The organism is Nostoc sp. DSM 114160 (genome assembly GCF_053470305.1).
This window is the reverse complement of the sequence record NZ_JBPFGO010000001.1, coordinates 2,577,022-2,594,807: the sequence shown is the minus strand read 5'-3', so window position 1 is coordinate 2,594,807 and position 17,786 is coordinate 2,577,022. Positions and strand designations below refer to the sequence as shown.

Annotated in this window: 10 protein-coding genes, 2 tRNA genes and 3 pseudogenes; 3 read left to right on the top strand and 12 right to left on the bottom strand. The window is 41.1% G+C overall.

Annotated elements, in window-relative coordinates:
- Nucleotides 1-33: 33 nt before the first annotated feature.
- The 5 genes and pseudogenes from NSTCB13_RS11560 to NSTCB13_RS11540 form a co-directional block, all read right to left on the bottom strand.
- On the bottom strand, nt 34-714 hold the full coding sequence (locus NSTCB13_RS11560; RefSeq protein ID WP_448272456.1) for a SnoaL-like polyketide cyclase: 681 nt from the start codon (nt 712-714) through the stop codon (nt 34-36).
- A gap of 251 nt (nt 715-965) precedes the next feature.
- A complete protein-coding gene (locus tag NSTCB13_RS11555; RefSeq protein ID WP_448272455.1) occupies nt 966-1,472 on the bottom strand; it encodes a GNAT family N-acetyltransferase in 507 nt (168 codons plus the stop codon).
- Nucleotides 1,473-1,547: 75 nt separating this feature from the next.
- Nucleotides 1,548-3,154 (bottom strand): annotated as a pseudogene (locus NSTCB13_RS11550) (2-isopropylmalate synthase).
- A 102-nt stretch (nt 3,155-3,256) separates the two neighbouring features.
- Nucleotides 3,257-3,778 (bottom strand): LabA-like NYN domain-containing protein, encoded by a 522-nt coding sequence (locus NSTCB13_RS11545; protein WP_041565194.1) that lies wholly within the window; start codon nt 3,776-3,778, stop codon nt 3,257-3,259.
- A 124-nt stretch (nt 3,779-3,902) separates the two neighbouring features.
- A complete protein-coding gene (locus NSTCB13_RS11540; protein ID WP_448272454.1) occupies nt 3,903-4,031 on the bottom strand; it encodes a hypothetical protein in 129 nt (42 codons plus the stop codon).
- 484 nt (nt 4,032-4,515) lie between these two features.
- Between NSTCB13_RS11540 and NSTCB13_RS11535 the strand changes: the two are divergent.
- Nucleotides 4,516-6,889 (top strand): annotated as a pseudogene (locus NSTCB13_RS11535) (CHASE2 domain-containing protein).
- 427 nt (nt 6,890-7,316) lie between these two features.
- Here NSTCB13_RS11535 and gorA read toward each other — a convergent pair.
- Both gorA and NSTCB13_RS11525 read right to left on the bottom strand, forming a co-directional pair.
- The gene (gorA, locus tag NSTCB13_RS11530) at nt 7,317-8,663 is read right to left on the bottom strand and encodes a glutathione-disulfide reductase (RefSeq protein ID WP_448272453.1); all 1,347 of its coding nucleotides are present in this window, start codon (nt 8,661-8,663) and stop codon (nt 7,317-7,319) included.
- Nucleotides 8,664-8,997: 334 nt separating this feature from the next.
- Nucleotides 8,998-11,319: an NB-ARC domain-containing protein gene (locus NSTCB13_RS11525; protein ID WP_448272452.1), complete on the bottom strand. Its 2,322-nt coding sequence runs from the start codon at nt 11,317-11,319 to the stop codon at nt 8,998-9,000.
- A gap of 263 nt (nt 11,320-11,582) precedes the next feature.
- Here NSTCB13_RS11525 and NSTCB13_RS11520 point away from each other — a divergent pair, with 263 nt between their 5' ends.
- Entirely contained in the window at nt 11,583-12,428 is an 846-nt protein-coding gene (locus tag NSTCB13_RS11520; RefSeq protein ID WP_448272451.1) for a peptidoglycan-binding domain-containing protein, read from the top strand.
- A gap of 315 nt (nt 12,429-12,743) precedes the next feature.
- Here NSTCB13_RS11520 and NSTCB13_RS11515 read toward each other — a convergent pair whose 3' ends face one another.
- The 4 genes from NSTCB13_RS11515 to NSTCB13_RS11500 form a co-directional block, all read right to left on the bottom strand.
- Nucleotides 12,744-12,968 (bottom strand): hypothetical protein, encoded by a 225-nt coding sequence (locus NSTCB13_RS11515; RefSeq protein ID WP_445629663.1) that lies wholly within the window; start codon nt 12,966-12,968, stop codon nt 12,744-12,746.
- A gap of 402 nt (nt 12,969-13,370) precedes the next feature.
- Nucleotides 13,371-14,972: a TROVE domain-containing protein gene (locus NSTCB13_RS11510; protein ID WP_448272450.1), complete on the bottom strand. Its 1,602-nt coding sequence runs from the start codon at nt 14,970-14,972 to the stop codon at nt 13,371-13,373.
- Between the two features lie 37 nt (nt 14,973-15,009).
- Nucleotides 15,010-15,131: transfer RNA gene (locus NSTCB13_RS11505), tRNA-OTHER, on the bottom strand.
- A gap of 60 nt (nt 15,132-15,191) precedes the next feature.
- A tRNA-OTHER gene (locus NSTCB13_RS11500) sits at nt 15,192-15,322 on the bottom strand.
- A gap of 530 nt (nt 15,323-15,852) precedes the next feature.
- Here NSTCB13_RS11500 and NSTCB13_RS11495 point away from each other — a divergent pair.
- On the top strand, nt 15,853-16,599 hold the full coding sequence (locus NSTCB13_RS11495; protein ID WP_448272449.1) for a hypothetical protein: 747 nt from the start codon (nt 15,853-15,855) through the stop codon (nt 16,597-16,599).
- 31 nt (nt 16,600-16,630) lie between these two features.
- On the opposite strand, the pseudogene NSTCB13_RS11490 reads toward NSTCB13_RS11495, so the two are convergent.
- Nucleotides 16,631-17,777 (bottom strand): annotated as a pseudogene (locus NSTCB13_RS11490) (quinone-dependent dihydroorotate dehydrogenase).
- Nucleotides 17,778-17,786: the final 9 nt, after the last annotated feature.

Here is a 17,786-nt window from a genome sequence, read left to right as displayed (position 1 = left end):
GTGTACTATTCGATGAATACAACAAAATTAAACTTAGTGATTATTCTGATTTTGGGAATGGAAAGGACAACCACCTGCCGTTAGTTTCTGAAGAAAGACATTATTATCAAAATAATGCTCCAAAGATTCAATCTTTAAGTCTTCAGTCACGCGAGCAATACTAACTCCGACGATTTCTATTGTTTCACCTGTGGGTGCATAGTCCTTATAGGAACCATTAAATGTTCCCCAATGTCGCCACTTAAAGGTAACATTAGGCGGCCCCGAAAGGACTTCTGTTAATTCCCAAAGGAAGCCATTGGGGAAGGCTGTATGAAAAACTTGAAATGAAGATTCAAAGGTTTCTGTTTCAGAGTTATATTGCTCAGTTTTACCCAAAAACAGGTTATAAGTCCCTTCGGTTGCAACATCCTGAGCAGTGAATTGTTGTCCCCCATTGGTACTCATCTTAAACTTATCAGCAACAATCGAAAGCCACTGTTGAGGATTAGATTTATTAGAAGCTTCCATCTCAAAAGTGCGGACTAAGTTTTGAGCGATCGCTTCTAAAGACCCTTCAGGATGCTGAAATTTACTCTCTTGATGAAGAAATTCATTGGTGTAAGAATAATCTGGGCGTTTTCCTTCTCGCCACTGTACTTCTTCATCATGAGCAATGACTATATCTCTATCTTGTACCCAGAGCGGTAATTCTGTAGTTTTTTCGCTACTCATACAAGCTGACTGACTATAAACATCGTTTTTTAGAATAAAATTTTCTGGATACAAGTAAATCGAAAAATCTAAAAAAGTAAAAAATATTCATAATTAACTCAATAAATTTGACTTATAGTACAAATCAGAATAATAGTAACTACATACATCTGAATACTTCTAGTTATCCTATTTAATGTGAGTTTGACAAATATCTTCTTACATAAATTTAGGTCGATCGGACATCACTACAAGGCAACAAATTGCTGTACTTAAATCAAATCTAATTGCATTAAATTTCCTTCAGAGAAACCGAGACTGGAATAAACTGGTTTACCCGATGGGGAGGCATTAAGAAGCACTCGCGTGCAACCGATCGCTTTTAAATATTCAATTGCTCTATTAGTTAAGGATTTGGCAATTCCTTGTCTGCGGTAAGATTGTTCGACATAAACGCCCCAAATATACCCAAATTTACGGTATTCATCTTTGAAAACATTCGGGTATAAACCTGCAAACAGTTGACAACTTGCAGAACCCACAACTGTATTATCAATCTCTGCAATAAAAGCTTTATAAAACAAATCTCGACGTGCTTCTTCTATGAATTTGAGGGTAATATTCTGCCATTCCATAAGTAGATTACTCTCATCAACACCAATATCTAGCCACATTTGGTAAAAGTGTTGTGCAATCAGTGAATCTTCTTTGCTGGTGGCTTCCCTGATAATTATATTTTTTTCTGTCAGCATAATTTCTAACAAATTTTTGGAACTCATAAATAACTCCTCCCCAAAGTTGGAGAGGAGTTTGTCAGCATCAGCTAAAAACTAGCAGTTTCACAGATTCCGATCTCAGACTTTCTGTGCAGTTACTTCCTCTGGCTTTTCTTGAGTTTGCAAAGATGCATACAACCTATTCAACGCATTTACATAAGCTTGCGCGGATGCCACGATGATATCTGTGTTCGCTGCATGACCAGAAAACACTTTAGACTCGTAACGTAAACGAATCGTCACTTCGCCAATGGCATCAATACCGCCTGTTACTGACTGCACAGAAAACTCAATCAACTGGTTGGGTACATTCACCACCCGGTTGATGGCTTTGTAAACTGCATCCACTGGCCCAGTACCGATCGCCGCATCGGTTAATTCTTCACCTTCTGGGGTACGCAGAGTAACTGTAGCAGTAGGGGACGGGCATTGCTACCACAGGAAACTTGCACCAACTCTACCCGGAACAAATCGGGTGCTTGTTGGATTTCATCGTTAACGATCGCTTCCAAATCCCAATCGGATATTTCTTTCTTTTTATCTGCTACTTCTTTGAATCTGACGAATGCTTTATTTAATTCAGTATCCGACAGTTCAAAGCCCAATTCTTTCAACCGAGTCCGAAAAGCATTTCTACCTGAATGTTTGCCCAAAACGATTTGATTGTCTGTTAAGCCAATCAATTGGGCATCCATAATTTCATAAGTGAGTTTGTTTTTTAGAACACCATCTTGGTGAATTCCAGACTCATGGGCAAAGGCATTCGCCCCGACAATCGCTTTATTTGGTTGTACCAACATTCCCGTCAAATTAGAAACTAAGCGTGAGGTTTTATAAATTTGTCGGGTGTCGATATTTGTCAGGGGTTCTTGAGAATTTTCTGGTCTGCCGAGATAAGGGTTAAAATATTGCCGCCGCACGTGCAACGCCATTACCAATTCTTCGAGTGATGCATTACCGGCGCGTTCGCCAATGCCATTGATCGTACATTCTAGTTGGCGTGCGCCATTTTTGACGGCTTCTAAGAAGTTAGCAACTGCCAAGCCTAAATCATTATGACCATGTACAGAAATAATCGCTTGGTCGATGTTGGGGACATTTTCGATAATGCCTTTAATTATGGCCCCAAATTCGCTAGGGGTTGTGTAACCTACAGTATCGGGAATGTTAACTGTTGTTGCACCAGCGGCGATCGTTCGCTCTAACACTTGGTACAGAAATTCTGGATCGGAACGAGCCGCATCCATTGGCGAAAATTCCACATCTGTCATGAAAGATTTGGCATAAGCTACCATTTCTTCGGCGATCGCTAACACTTCTGCCCGTGACTTTCGCAATTGATACTCTAAATGAATATCAGAAGTCGAAATGAATGTGTGAATTCTGGCATTAACTGCTGGTTTTAATGCTTCCGCAGCCGCTTCAATATCTGCTTTAATCGCTCTTGCCAAACTACAAATTACCGGGCCATTTTCTGTCCCGACAATTTGAGCAATTTTCTTGACTGCTTCAAAATCTCCGGGACTCGCAAAGGCAAAGCCTGCTTCGATTACATCTACACCTAGACGCGCTAATTGCTTCGCAATAACTAGCTTTTCGTCTATATTCAAAGTCGCTCCCGGACATTGCTCTCCATCTCGCAATGTTGTATCAAAAATGATGATTCGATCTGTTTTGTTTGTCATTTGCCGTTTATTGTTTAGTGTTTAGTGTTTACTTGTGGCTTAATATATCTTCAACTCTAGTTTTTCTTTTACTCTGATTTTTGTAAATAATTGTTAAAGTTACTAACCTTCAGTTTTCTCTATTTGATCTCTGATATCATTTAAATCTATATATCTATCAGTAGCATTGCGTAGCTCTCTAGCAATCATTCCTTCTGTTGATACTACCGTAATATGTGTATTTTTTGAGCGTAATAGTTCGATTGCTCTTTCAAAATCTCCATCACCACTGAACAATACTACTCGGTCATACTGGTCTACTGTATTAAACATATCTACAACAATTTCAATATCTAAATTCGCTTTTTGCGAGTAACGACCTGACGTATCATCATAATATTCTTTGAGAATTTTAGTTCGTACTGTATATCCTAGACTAATTAGAGCGTCTCTGAAACCTCGCTGGTCTTGTGGATCTTTTAAGCCAGTGTACCAGAAGGCATTAATTAATGTTGTTTCTGATTGCTCATGTTTGAAGTATTCTAAGACTCGTCGCGGGTCAAAAAACCAGCCATTTTTTTGTTGAGCATAGAACATATTGTTTCCATCTACAAAAATAGATAGACGATTCATTGGAGAACCCATACAAATTTACACCTAATAATATATATGAATTTAGATGGAACAATAGATTATAGCAATTTTCAAATGCCTTGTTTGCTAATATCTATAACGTAGTTTTTTATCTATAGCTTTTATCCTACCTCTTTCAAGACATAAAAACGCTTGCAATATTGGAGTTGAGATCCAGGATGTTAACCTGATTCACTTCCAGCACTGCAAGAGCCACCAGGCGATCAAAATCTACCCATAAAATTGACCCAATAACAGCATTCATCGCTGCATAACACTAAAGTTTACTCCTAAAGAGGTATAACATAGGCTTAAGGTAAGATATAAATTAAACCCGATATTTTGCTAAAGCTGTCAGTATTAGGACACGCTTTCTGGAGATTACCAACATTGCGCCAGAGACAGAAGACAGCCTCGGACGTTTATGGTATGACACCCAGTTAGTAACGTACTTGTTGGTTAGGTTAGGGTAAAATCTTGCCAGAACCAAATGCGCTGATAGAGTATATCCGGCTTTGATCTATGAGACAATCACTACTTGTAACTCATTCAACAGAAAAAGAATAAATTAAGTAGTGGTTGAGTAAGAATTTTTTGGGGGCTGGCTCTGCCAATAAAATTTTGTTGATGAATAGAAGATACTTTACAAATGTATAAGATTATCATTTAAGTCTTATTTCAATGTGCTTACACTAAAACGCGGTCTGAATAAATAAAAGTGTTGGACTAAAATCAATCAGTAACACGATATGGCAGAAGAACCTACATCTACCTTAACTAAAAACTATGTCTCTACTGCCAATAGACTGTCAAGTAAACCAACAAAAGTGACTTCAACAGCATCTGCTCGCCACTCTCGCTGGATGGTTCGCTTAGGTCATCTACTGGCAGGCACTTGGGCAATTGGGGGCGCACTATTGAGCGCTTCTGGTGGGGAATCTGTTCAATTGATGGAAAATCAGGTGCTTTCTGGCTTTTTTCAAATGCGTGGGTCGATCGCGCCTCCAGAAGACATCGTAATTTTAGCAATAGACGACCAGTCAATATCGGTTCCCGAACAGTACTATAAAACAGATCCAAAACAGTATGCTTATTTAGAAACACTAAAATCTTATCCTTATAAACGGGCTGCATACTCCCAGGTAATTACAAAATTAATCGAAGCAGGTGCCCGCGCTGTAGCAGTAGATGTAGTTTTTGATACGGCGAGCAGCTATGGAGTTGCAGACGATCGCCAATTTCAGGCAGTATTGCAAAAATATGGCAATAAAGTTACCTTAGCAGCAGTTTACGAAAACTCTCAGACGCACCAAGGGTCTTTTACGCAACTAACAGACCCCACAACAAATGTTTCGTACAAAGTCAGTATCCATTGGTTCAGTTAATTTTCCTTTAGAAGTAGATGGAAAAGTTCATCGATTAGCAAGTGAGTATCCCAAATTATTAGGTGAAGATAATTTATTTACCAAAAAGCGACTCTCTTTTGATGAAGCCGCGCTGAAGGCAGCACAAGTAAATTATCCCCGGCCAAAAGGCGATCGCATTTATTTTTGGGGGCCTGCGGGTACATTTGAACAAAAACCTTTTTGGCACGTACTCGACCCGCAAAACTGGAACAGCTATTTGCAGAAAGGAAAGGTGTTCAAAGACAAGATCGTGCTGATTGGTGCAACAGATCGGTTACACAATGATTATTATCCAGTTGCTGGTAGTAATAGCACTGAACCGATGTCGGGCGTGGAAATTCACGCCAATGCGATCGCAACTTTGATGACAGGAAAAGCGATCGCCCCAGGAATTAAGAGTCCACCATTGCAGGGTTTGTTTGTGCTAATGCTAGTTGGCAGTTCAGCCTTGATGATTAGCAGACGCAAACGTAGCATCCATAGATTTTTCTATAGCCTCGCCCTGTCTGGCGCTTGGGTAGGAATTAGCTATGGGTTATTTGTCTATGGTCAATTAATTTTTCCTACTAGCGTACCAGCGATCGCGATCGCCATGACTGGAATTTCCTATTTGGCAACCTCAGTCATCAGAGAAAGCATCAGAAAACGCCAATTAGTAGACATTTTTCAGAAGTATAAAACTTCACCCGTTGTCCAAGAAATTATCAGCCAACAAGATGATTTCCAACACCTAATCCAGCAACGAGATTTAGCCTTATCAGGGAAAGTCTTAGCTAGACGCTACAAAATTGTCAAAGTTCTCGGTTCCGGTGGATTTAGTGAAACCTACATTGCCGAAGATACCCAACGTCCTGGTAATCCGCGATGTGTTGTCAAACAATTAAAACCAGCCAACACCAAACCAGAAGGATTGCAACTTGCCAGACGTTTATTTCACTCAGAGGCACAAACACTAGAAAAATTGGGAAGGCACGCTCAAATTCCTCAACTTTTGGCTTATTTTGAAGAAGATGAAGAATTTTATTTAGTGCAAGAACAGATAATTGGTCATCCTTTAAATCAAGAACTTCCAGCAGGTAGAGCAATTGAAGAAATTGCCGCGATCAAAATTATTAAGGACTTATTGCAAACATTAACATTTGTCCATGAAAACCACGTGATTCATCGGGATATTAAACCCAGTAATATCATCCGGCGACACTCAGACGGAAAACTGGTGTTGATTGACTTTGGAGCCGTTAAGGAAGTCGGCATCAAACAGCTCGATCGTCAAGAGTCTACTCCTTTTACCATTGGTATTGGTACTCAGGGTTACGCACCAAGCGAACAATGTTTTGGGCGTCCACAGTACAGTAGTGATATCTATGCAGTTGGCATGGTTGGAATTAAAGCCTTGACTGGTGTAGCACCCCGCGAACTAAATAGAGACGCAAATGGGGAAATCAAATGGAGCGATACCTACGGTGGTAAACTACACACTCAGGTCAGCCACTCCCTAGCTAAGATTCTCAGTAAAATGGTGTTGAATGACTTCAAAGAGCGATATCAGTCTGCATCAGAAGCTCTTAAGGATCTTGAAGCTCTTAAAGTTCTTGACGATTTGGTAAATTTCCAACAGAGAGACTATATTCCACAAGATGACTTATTAATGAATACTTTAGACGATTTAGACATACCCACAAAATCTTACTCAGAAGGACAAGAAACTTCCAAATAAAAAAATCTCCAATTACTAGACCTCTTGCAAAAGTAATTTTTGCAAGAGGGGGGAAAGGGATGCATGTTAAAGGGAAAAGGGTTTTTATGAGCCGCTTTCCCCTTTTCCCCTTACCCTTTTCCCCACTTGTGCAAGAAGTCTACTGTGGAAGCTGTTCTTAAGTAGGCAAAGCCAAATCTGATAGTTGTATTGGATACAAAAATTTGAATAATTTATACCAATTTGAAAAAATAATGCGACAAATAGACCGTATTGTAGAGACGCGATGAATCGCGTCTTTACCCAAGGATGTGTTGCAATCATTAATTGAACTGGTATTAATTTTTGGAGTTGTCAAAGTAATAATCTGGCACGAAAATAGGAAGGTGAGAAGAAGGATTTCCCTCTTCTCTATTTGTGGCTTTTTCACTCAGTCCTGCACATGATTTTAATTTAACGACAGAAATTCTTCTCCTGTCGTGGGATGAATGCCTATTGTTTCATCCAAATCTTCCTTGGTAATGCCCTTGCGAATTGCCACACCTAAACTTTGAATGATATCTGCTGCATGTTCGCCTACCATGTGAGCGCCCAAAACTTGCCCAGAATCACTATTTAGCACTAACTTTATAGTGGTTGGCTCATCCTGTTCGATCATTTGATACAACAGTGGTTGGAACTCGGTGCAGTAGCATTCTACAGATTCACCAAATTTTTCTCGTGCTTTCGCCTCCGTCATCCCCACACTAGCCGCTTCTGGACGGCAAAAAACAGCAGTGGGCACATAATCATAATTTAGTTTTTGCGCCTTGTTCCCAAAAACTGTATCGGCAAAGACAATACCTTCTGCCTTAGCCACTGGAGTCAATTGCACGCGGCTGGTGCAGTCACCCACAGCAAAAATGTTTTCTTGGCTGGTGCGACTGTATTCATCTACTTTGATTGCACCATGTTCGCCAAGTTCAACATGGGCATTTTCCAAACCCAGATTCTTGGTATTTGGAGCGTAACCTGTGGCAACTAAGATGGTATCTGCTGTAATTATTTCTTGGCTCTCACCAGTAATAGTTAACAACAAACCCTCTTCTGAGTATTTGATTTCTTGAACACTGCTATTGGTGAAAAACTTAATTCCGCGTTTAATCAACCCCTGTTGTACAGCAGAGCAAATGCGATCGTCAAACCCCGATAAAATCATCTCGTCTTTTTCAATCACCGTCACCTCACAACCGAAAGCGTGCATCATACTGCAAAATTCCACACCAATGTAGCCACCGCCAATAATTGCTAAACGTTTTGGCAGATAGGGTAACTGGAACATTTCGCGGGATGTAATGGCGTATTCTATACCTGGGATTTTGGGCTTAAGGGGTTGTCCTCCCACAGCAATTAAAATTTTGTCGGCTGTAACTTTGCGTCCATCAATATTGATAGTATGGGTATCGATGAAAGTGGCATGTTGAGAAATTAATTCAATTCCAGCTTTTTGCAATTGCTGAAAATAGGATTGGTTAACGCTGTCAATATGCTGATGTACTGACTTAATAAATAATGTCCAGTCAAAGTATGTTTGACAGTCACTCCACCCATAACTTTGTGCGATTTGATTTTTGAGGGCGAAGTCAGCAGCGTAGACAATCAGCTTTTTGGGAACGCAGCCGCGATTTACACAGGTGCCACCAATAGCTTCTTGTTCAGCAATGGCGACACGTACACCATAACTAGCTGCTTTTTTAGCTGCTGCCAATCCCCCAGGCCCAGCACCAATGACAAACAAATCGTAATCAAATGTCATAAAAATCTGTTCCTTTTTCACTTTTTGGAATGCAGAGCTATTTCATACCTTATAGTGATTCACACAAAACTTCATCTACTGTCTTTGGGTGGACAATTTGGGATGAAACCAAGCTAATATTTAGCAAATTGCCGCATTATTAATAGTCTTAAATCGAAAAGGAACAGCGATCGCCCAATACTTACTAAGTTATATTACACTTTATTGACAAACAAAGCATCTTGTTGAGTAAAAAAATTAGAAGTGCGATCGCTGGCGATAAGGTGTAACCCATTGCCTAATTTGAACAGCAGCCATGCTAGAAAACAGCTAGAAATACGTTGTTTGCAGATAATTATGGACAATCAAATAAAGTTTGCATCTCCTGTGCATCCCTTGTCATTCCCAATTGTTCAAAACCATTAATAGCTTGAATGGATAGTTGGCAGGCTTTTTGGACACTTCCCCACTTTTTCTCCCAGCGGGCTAGAGAACGTTGATAACGAGCCAGACGCCGTTTATTATTGCTACTTTCGGCGACAGTTAAGCCTTTAATTAATAGCTTTTGAGCTTCATCGCGATCGCCTTGTTCGATGGCGATATCAGCAAGCCAATTTTGAGCAGAATTAATCACCCGATGCCAATTAATTTTTTCTGCACTTTTCATCACATCTTGAAATAGCTTCTTGGTTGAAAGATATTCCCCTTCTGAATAAAAGATTTCAGCCCGATGATAAAGCACGGGAATAAAATAGCGGATATGCTGTCGCTCGTCTAGATTCGCCTCGATCGCTAATTTTTCTTCTATCATTAGCCAGTGGCGTGCATCTGGATAATTATTTTGTCTGATTCGCAGTCTAGCCATATTTTCGGCTAAGTCAGCTTGAACGCATGAATCTGCATGGTCGCGTAAAACCCATGCCCGCTGCAATATTTCGTCTGCTTGTGTGAGACTTTGGGGCGAACACTCCCGAATTAGCAGCCAGGTTTTGCGGATCATGAATTTCACCAAAGATGACCATTCACCACGTCGTTCTGATTGTTCTATCAGCCATTGCAACCAATCGAGGCGATCGTCCCAATAAGCATAGAGATTGGCGTAGTGGTTCAAGAGCAACCATAAATCCCTAACTTCTGCATAATGGTCTTGGTTTTTACACCAATAAAGTACTGCCCGTAGATTTCCTTCCTCTTCCTTTAACCTGTCGTAATGTATCCAGTTCTCCCAATCTTCTCCGCCGTAACTGTAAGCAAAATTTAGATACCATCTCACCCAACGCATCCGTGCTTCCCTCTCAAAATCTGGGTAAGCGGCTAATTGTGCTAAGGCATACTCACGAGTCAGAGAGAGCATCTCGTATCGCTTAGTTTCTGGGTTAAAATTCACTAACGAAAGTTGCTGCAAACGTACCAAGCCATTACTGACAGAATCAGGAGCAGATGTCAGTCCAGCAACTTCAGCCACAGCAGCTTGGATGGGAGCGTCAGGAAAAATCGCCAGTGACATGAGTAACTTGTGTGGTGGTTGTCCCTTCGTACCTTGCACCGATTGCTCAAAGCAAAAACGAGCCACATCGCCTGTAGCGGAGGCTAACTGCTCCAATACAAAGTTCAAAGGGTAGCCACTAGAAACTTGACCGAGTGCGTAGACAATAGCGAGAGGGATTCCTCCAGTGCGATCGTAGAGCAAGCTAGAGTCTTCATCTTGGATATTTATACCTTTCTCTTCAGCTTGTTGCTGAATCAACAGCAAACCATCATTCAAGGGCAAGTTTCGCAGACTGATTGGCAGCAGGGCAATTCGTTCGCGGGTAGTAATCACTACTTTGACGCAAATGGGTAAATTGTATAGAAATTCTATAACCTCATCCCTGTCCTCTATAGTCTCCATATTGTCCACAATCAGAAGCGTTCGCTGTTTAGAAAGACATTGGCGTACGCGATCGAATTGGTCATTGGGAGGAGATTGAATAATTGTAGAGTCGTTTAAGGCATTAGCAATCACCCGAAAAATCTCGCGCAGGTTACGCTGTCCTTGCTGTCGCTGCAAAATCATATCGGGAATCAGTTCTTGTTGTTTGGCCGAAGTGAAAATAATCGCATCAAATTTAGGTGCATCAGAATTGTTTTCGTTACTAGCTTTTAAGCACAGGTAAGCAGCTGCTAACACCAGCGCTGTTTTTCCTACGCCACCAATGCCATGTACTGTAATCATATGAGCGCCATGCATCGGCAAAAGCCTTTCCAGTAGCTTTTTCATATCTGCTTCGCGCCCAATAAATTCTGTGTAGGTTGGTGATGGCAGATTGTGAGGAATAGAGGCGCTTTCGGTACTAGATGCAGCAACACCTCTGCGATATCCATGTCTCTCTAGAATGTAAATCAGGTTGCTCGATCTGATGCTGTTATCTGGTTCTCCTGTTAAAGTTTCAATATCTCGATAGATATTGCTCAATCCCACTCTTACACTAGCGTTTTCCCTGCATAAGTCCTTACTTATCTTTGTCAAGCTATACCCACACAGCAACCCAAGTAACAGGTCTTTCTTAGTGTTTTGCCTGTATCGCTGTTGAATTTTAGACTCTAAATCAGTCAGCAAACGATCTATATCCCAGTCCTGTAAAACCTTTTGATACCAAGCTTTAGACAGATTCCCCCGCTCTGACTGATCTGACATAAATATCACCCTATTAGTTTTGTTGTTAAATGTTGGTTAGCAACATTTTAACTAACAAAACTTTCAGTATTTCTATTAGTAATTTTTAACTAACAAATTTTTAACATTGTTAATTACGTTATTTAGGGTCAATTTAGTAGGCTAATTACTAAGTTCATAATTGTTGGTAACAGGCTGCGTGCAAATGCAAAATCTATCCTGATAACCAATCAAAAACTCTGGCTGAATTATCGGTTTCACTTCTGACAACAAAGGAGTACTGAATGAATAAACTAATTCAAACTGTAAGTATCTTGGTTGGTCTAAAACAAGCTCGACTTTATTTTCCTGAAGAAAAACAAGTCTGTGTCTTTAATAAACTTCCGACACTTTACCGTGAGTTTACACCAAAGTCTGTCCAAGAATCAATCAATGAATTGCAAGAGCGATTAAAAACTCAAGGTTTACTTGCAGAGATTACTGGTAAATTTGACTTAGAGACAGACGAGGCTGTAAAAGAATTTCAAAAAAGAAATAATCTTTTAGCAGATGGGGTGGTTGGGCCGCTAACATGGGCTTGCCTTTTGTATCCAAAACTTTCTCGGAGTCAAAAAATTAAGTCCCCAGAATTAAGGAATGCGGTCAAGGAACTGCAAGTTATCCTTTATGATGAAGGCTTTTTGAAAAAAGAACCTACTAGCTATTTTGACAGTGCGACAGAAAGAGCAGTGAAACGCTTCCAAAGAATTTATGGATTGAAGAATGATGGCATTGTTGGGGCAGCGACTTGGGCAGTATTGCTGGGAATGCGACAAAAAATTGATAAAAGCTTTCCGAGGTTAATTTATTTTTTGTCGCCGCAATCATGGTTTTTATGGGAGCAATTTTTGATGATTTATTGCATCCTATTGGGTATTTATTGTAGTCCGATACCAGGTCAGACTCCTAAATTCACTACTGCTTTAGCAACTGCTTATGGACTCACCTGTGTAGTGCCTTTTTTGTTAGAAAGTCTACCGCTAAAGCCTTCAATTAAGCCGAGCTTATCTCTCTTGCAATATGCTCCTTATGTATTAACTGGTATCTTTTGGAAACCAATTATCAATTTCTTGGGACAATTGTTTAATTAATCATTCGGGAGTTGAATAATTGATGAGCGCTCAAATTTTTGCATTGTGCCTTTAAAAATTGCGATCGCTTCCGTCAAGTGTAGGCGATCGCACTTTTAAGCCAAAGCATATAAATATATGAAATGCGGGAGCCGTTAGAGTGATTTATTTATTAGATACCAATTTAATCTTAGTTACCCACAATAAGAGTGAATTTAATCGCGTGAATGGGTTACAAATTGAGGATTGGGAGGAAGAAGGTTGATAATTGAGTTAGTAGCTACGAATTACTATTAATCTGCTTCCACTACTTCTAATGTCAAAATCCCTTTTGGTTTATTTACAACCAACTGCATAATATCTAACCTTTTCGCTTTCTGCATCTATAGCGATAAACCAGTTGTAATGGTTGTCGATGAGTTGGGGACGAAGAGACTCAAAAATAGTACGACACCGCGCACCCAGTTCCTGACGTTGTGCTTGACGGAGATTTGTTTCTTCAGGCGTGACGTTAGATTTTGTCCATCCCCAACTTCGGCTTGTTTTTGATAATTGAGTCATATTGAATAAAAGTAGATTAGAAGCAGTATTTTAATTATTGCGTGCTATTGTTGATTGTCTATAAAATATTGGAATCGCTTCGGCTAATCTACCACTTCTTCTAAGAGAGTGTTTATAAAATAAATCTTAAGCAGTTGAGCAACGATGATTACAGACACCCTACTCTTACCCATCGCTGAAATAGAAAAACGATCATCAAAAATTAAATCGCTTTCTTTTTTGCGTGAGGTAAAAATCAAAAACAAAGGCGGGTGCGGGGATTGAACCCGCTAATCCCCACAATGGTGGAGACGTAACCGATAACCCTAAATTCCTCGGCCCCGAAAGGCAAGTTGCGAACAAGGATAACCCGCCATGAAGTATGAAGGATAAAGTTTTTCATCCTTTACCCTTCAGCAATATTTACAATTCACCCGTAGCTAGCATCTGAACGATCCGAGGTGTACCTGGGTCAAACCCTGCCAAATCCCAAGACAGCGGATCTTCAGGATCTACCAAAGTAATTTGGTAAGGTGTCAAGGTGACATACACCGCCTTGACGTTAGGATTCACCTTTTTGCGGTACTCCTTCAGCGCTTGACTTGGATGCTTATACCCAGCCCAGCTTTCTGAGTCAGTCCAAAAGCAGACTACATCAGCTTTAAACTTATTCTTAATCATCCAATCGTAAGCTACCGATGCATCCGTTCCACCGAAGTTTTGATTGCTAGCTTTGCGAACCGCAGAACTAAAACTATCTTTGGCAGTGATATCTAATTCGCGGAATTCCGTAGCAAAGCCGCGAATCACATAGTTTTTCTCTGCTTTTGCTGTCACTAGTGCCATTGTTGTGGCAATTTCACAGCAAGTTAGTCCCATATCTGCAACCATGCTACCCATAGAACCAGAAACGTCTACGGCGTGCATGAAAACTTTACCTGTGGGTTGCACAACATCAAAAGACAGTTCAACCGCCTTTTCTAATATGTCTACAATCCGAGGAACTGGATTCCAAGTTTTCTTACTGCGTCCTAATGTTCCACCAGATTGATATGTTTTGAGTGCTTTCAAAACATCAATCGGATGGATGCGACCTTTACGCAGATGTTCTCTGCGATTAAGAACTGCTTCCACTTGCAGTAAGTTGGCGCTTTCATCGGCTCGTAACACACCCAGTTCAGTCAAAGAACCCAAGTTACGCAGCATTGCACCTATTGGCATTTCCTGAAATAGCAGCTGCCAAGCAAGCTTATCCATTTTGCCCACAGGTGCAGCCATTTCGTGGGTTAACCGTCCTTGAGAAATAGCTTCATGGGTTTGAGTTGGATTCCGCTTCAGCCACTCATACCACCAAATCTGCGCTAACGCTTCTGAGGGGATATCTGCTGGTAATTCTTCCCAGCCTCTAACTACCCACTCAAATAGTTGACGGTGATTTTCTGTAGGCGGTTTGACATGAAACAACCGCAATGCATCCCGGTGGGAGAAGCCTTGACGCTGTTGATATTTCAACAGTTGATAAGCTAAACCCTTGACATCTTCCCTTGAGAGCCAAGTTTTACCAGCTTCCCGCACTACTTTGCCAAATCCCCGCAGAGATTTGGTGTAGTTCAGCCATTCGTAGAAGTGGCTACCAGTGCGGACAACTTGTGGAAATATTTCACCAAACGCCTGTTTTGCTTCTGGTGCTTCACCCATTGATAGCAACACTAAAGCCAATATAGGCGCACTGTTATTGATGGCGCGTCCATCGCTAGCATACAAAATTTCTTCTGCTACACGACCAGGATTTTCGGCAACAGCAAGTCTTACAACTGTCACAAAATCTTCAGTTAATTCCTGTTTACCAGCGTAGTAAGTGCTTTTTGCTGTGCCAACCAATAAACAACGGCGCAGCATTTTCCAAATACCAGCATCAAACATCCAGCCGCCGGAACGTCCCTGAACCATTTCTGCTTCTCGTCCGGGGATAGGTTGATTTTGGGGTGTAGTTGCCTTCTTTTTAGTGAAAAAATTATAATTCATCGTTTCATCTCCCGGCCCTTGCGGGCAAAAATGAAAGGTGGCGGAGCAGGAATCGAACCTGCGACCTCTCGAACCCTAATCGATAACCCTAATTCGTCGGCCTTTGCAGGCAAGGGGTGAACAAGGATGTTTAGCGCTCTACCTCTGAGCTACCCGCCACATAAAAATTTTGGATTTTGGATTTTAGATTTTGGATTGAATTTAAAATCTAAAATTAATTGGTGTAGTGGAGCGGGATTTGAACCCGCGACCCTCCCGCTTGGCAGGCGATAACCCTCAATTCGTCGGCCTTTTCAGGCAAGGGGTGAATAAGGATATTTAGGCGCTCTATCCACTGAGCTACCCACCACATATAAATTCAAAACTCAGCATTAAATTTGCTGTAACGAAGTAGGATTTTTACCTACACCTCCAGAAGTTTGATCGGGGGTGTTTTAGTTATATGCGATAACCCTCGATACGTCGGCCCTTTCGGGCAAGGTGGGCGCTCTGCCATTTGAGCTATTCGCTACTGCTGAAAGCTAACTCCCTCATGAAAGTTTACTTGTATTATCAATGTAGTATATGTATTATCTGTTGTCAAGGGTCTGGTAAGCCAATTTAGAATTATTGCTTTGGAAAGAAAAGCTGAGATGTGTTGCGATCGCCATACATCTCAACCCCCTTATTTTTTCTGGTAAAAACTTTTGCGCGTAGTTTACCGCCGTAGGCATCGCAGACCAATCTTATATGAGCAAAAAGTTAATAAGCCTATAACACTTACTGAATAAAGCTTTTGCCGAAAAATTTGCCGCAACTTTGCCAAAGGATACAAAAAAGTGTCTCAATTTTTGCCAATATAATAATATTATTTCCCAAAATTCACTTGGCAAAAATCGGCATGAGTGAGAAACCCATAGAAGGTAACGGTAAGGCTTTTCTCGTTCTACTTTTGCCCATCTCGTTTTTGATTATTTTCCTAGTTACTACCTGGAGAATTTTACTGGCGGTAATTGTGCTAGTAATTGCCTTCAAGCTTTGGCAGGAATATCAATGGCAACAGTGGACTGTGCGAGTTAACCCAATTTTTCATCAATTGGTTCGTGAAAATCAGGGCAGACTGACGCCAATGGACTTGGCAATCAGGGGCAATTTTCCTGGAACAACGGCAAAGCGCTACTTGGATAGTAAAGCCTCGGAATTTGGTGCCAGTATAGTCAACTCTGAAGATGCAGGGCAGTCTTATTACTTTATAACTGCTAGCATTCTCGGCAATATTCTTGATAGTAGTGAGCCTGTTAAAGAACTTCCGGCTCAACCAGTTACTAAAACAGCGCGTTCGTCGCAGACGTTGGCGCAGCCATCGCTATTAGCACCACCACCAACCCCGCAGGAGGAAGAACCAGAAACCGAATCACTTCCACAGCCAACAGATGAGGAAGTTAAACGATCGCTGGAAAAACAGTTAATTTTTGGCTCTCTGATCCAATCTGAACTTGCTAAACGGCTCAATGTCTATTCCAGCACGGTTTATAAACGGCGAAACGATCCAGAGTTTCCTGAATGGAGCCGCAGCAGAGACCCTGATGGTATTGCCTGGTCATTCTCGGAAAAAACTAAAGAGTTTTTCCCAGTGGAGGAAGGATAACAATTCAAAATTCAAAATTCAAAATTCAAAATTAGAATTTTGGAATTTTTGTTTGTAAACCCACAGCTTCGTTGATGGAATTTAATCCGCTTTGTTCTAGTAGGACAAGTAAACCAGCTAGAATTCGGCGTACCATCATTGGCCCTTCGTAAATCCAGCCTGTATAAACCTGAATCAAGCTAGCACCAGCAGTAATTTTTTCCCAAGCATCTTCTGGGGAAAAAATACCGCCAACACCAATAATTGGGATTTGTCCTTGAGTTTGCTGCCAAATAAAACGAATTACCTCAGTGGAGCGATCGCGCAATGGTTTACCGCTAATTCCGCCTGCTTCATCCTGGGGTGATTTGCCTGTTTGGGTCAATCGCCTGGGTTTTGAGTCCATCACGGCTGATGGTTGTGTTAGTGGCGATAATTCCCGCTAGTTGGTAGGTTTTAGCAAGAGTTACGATCTCAGCGATCGCAACCCAATCTAAATCTGGGGCTATCTTGACAAAAATAGGTTTATATGTAGTATTTTCTTGTTGTAATAAATCTAAGATGGCACTGAGCATAGAAGCATCTTGGAGCGATCGTAACCCTGGTGTATTGGGAGAAGAGACATTAACAACAAAATAGTCTCCCAAATCCTTGAGTAAACGAAAACTATCGAGATAATCCTGTGCGGCTGCTTCTAGGGGAGTTATCTTAGATTTGCCCAAATTTATTCCTATGGGTATTAAGTGGGTTGACTCCTGTTTTTCTTGTGTTAATCGTGCCGCCATTGCTACTGCACCACTGTTATTAAAGCCCATGCGATTGAGAGCAGCTTTATCCAACGGGAGGCGAAACAAACGGGGACGCGGATTTCCGGGCTGTGCGTGAAAAGTTACAGTTCCTAGTTCTGCAAAGCCGAAACCCAGGTTAGACCAAATGCCAGCAGCTACTCCATCCTTGTCGAACCCAGCTGCTAACCCTACAGGATTTGGAAAGTTTAGCCCAAACAAATTTTGTTCTAGGCGGGAATCGTACAGACATAAGGACTGCTTTAGGCGTTGGTTTACCCAACTAGCAGGAGGGCTAATATTTCTTTGCGATAGCCAACTAAAACTGCGAATCGTCTGCTGATGTAACCACTCTGAATCAGTTTTTACTACATTGAACAAAAGCGGACGAATAGCAAGTTGATAAATGTCCATTTCAATCCT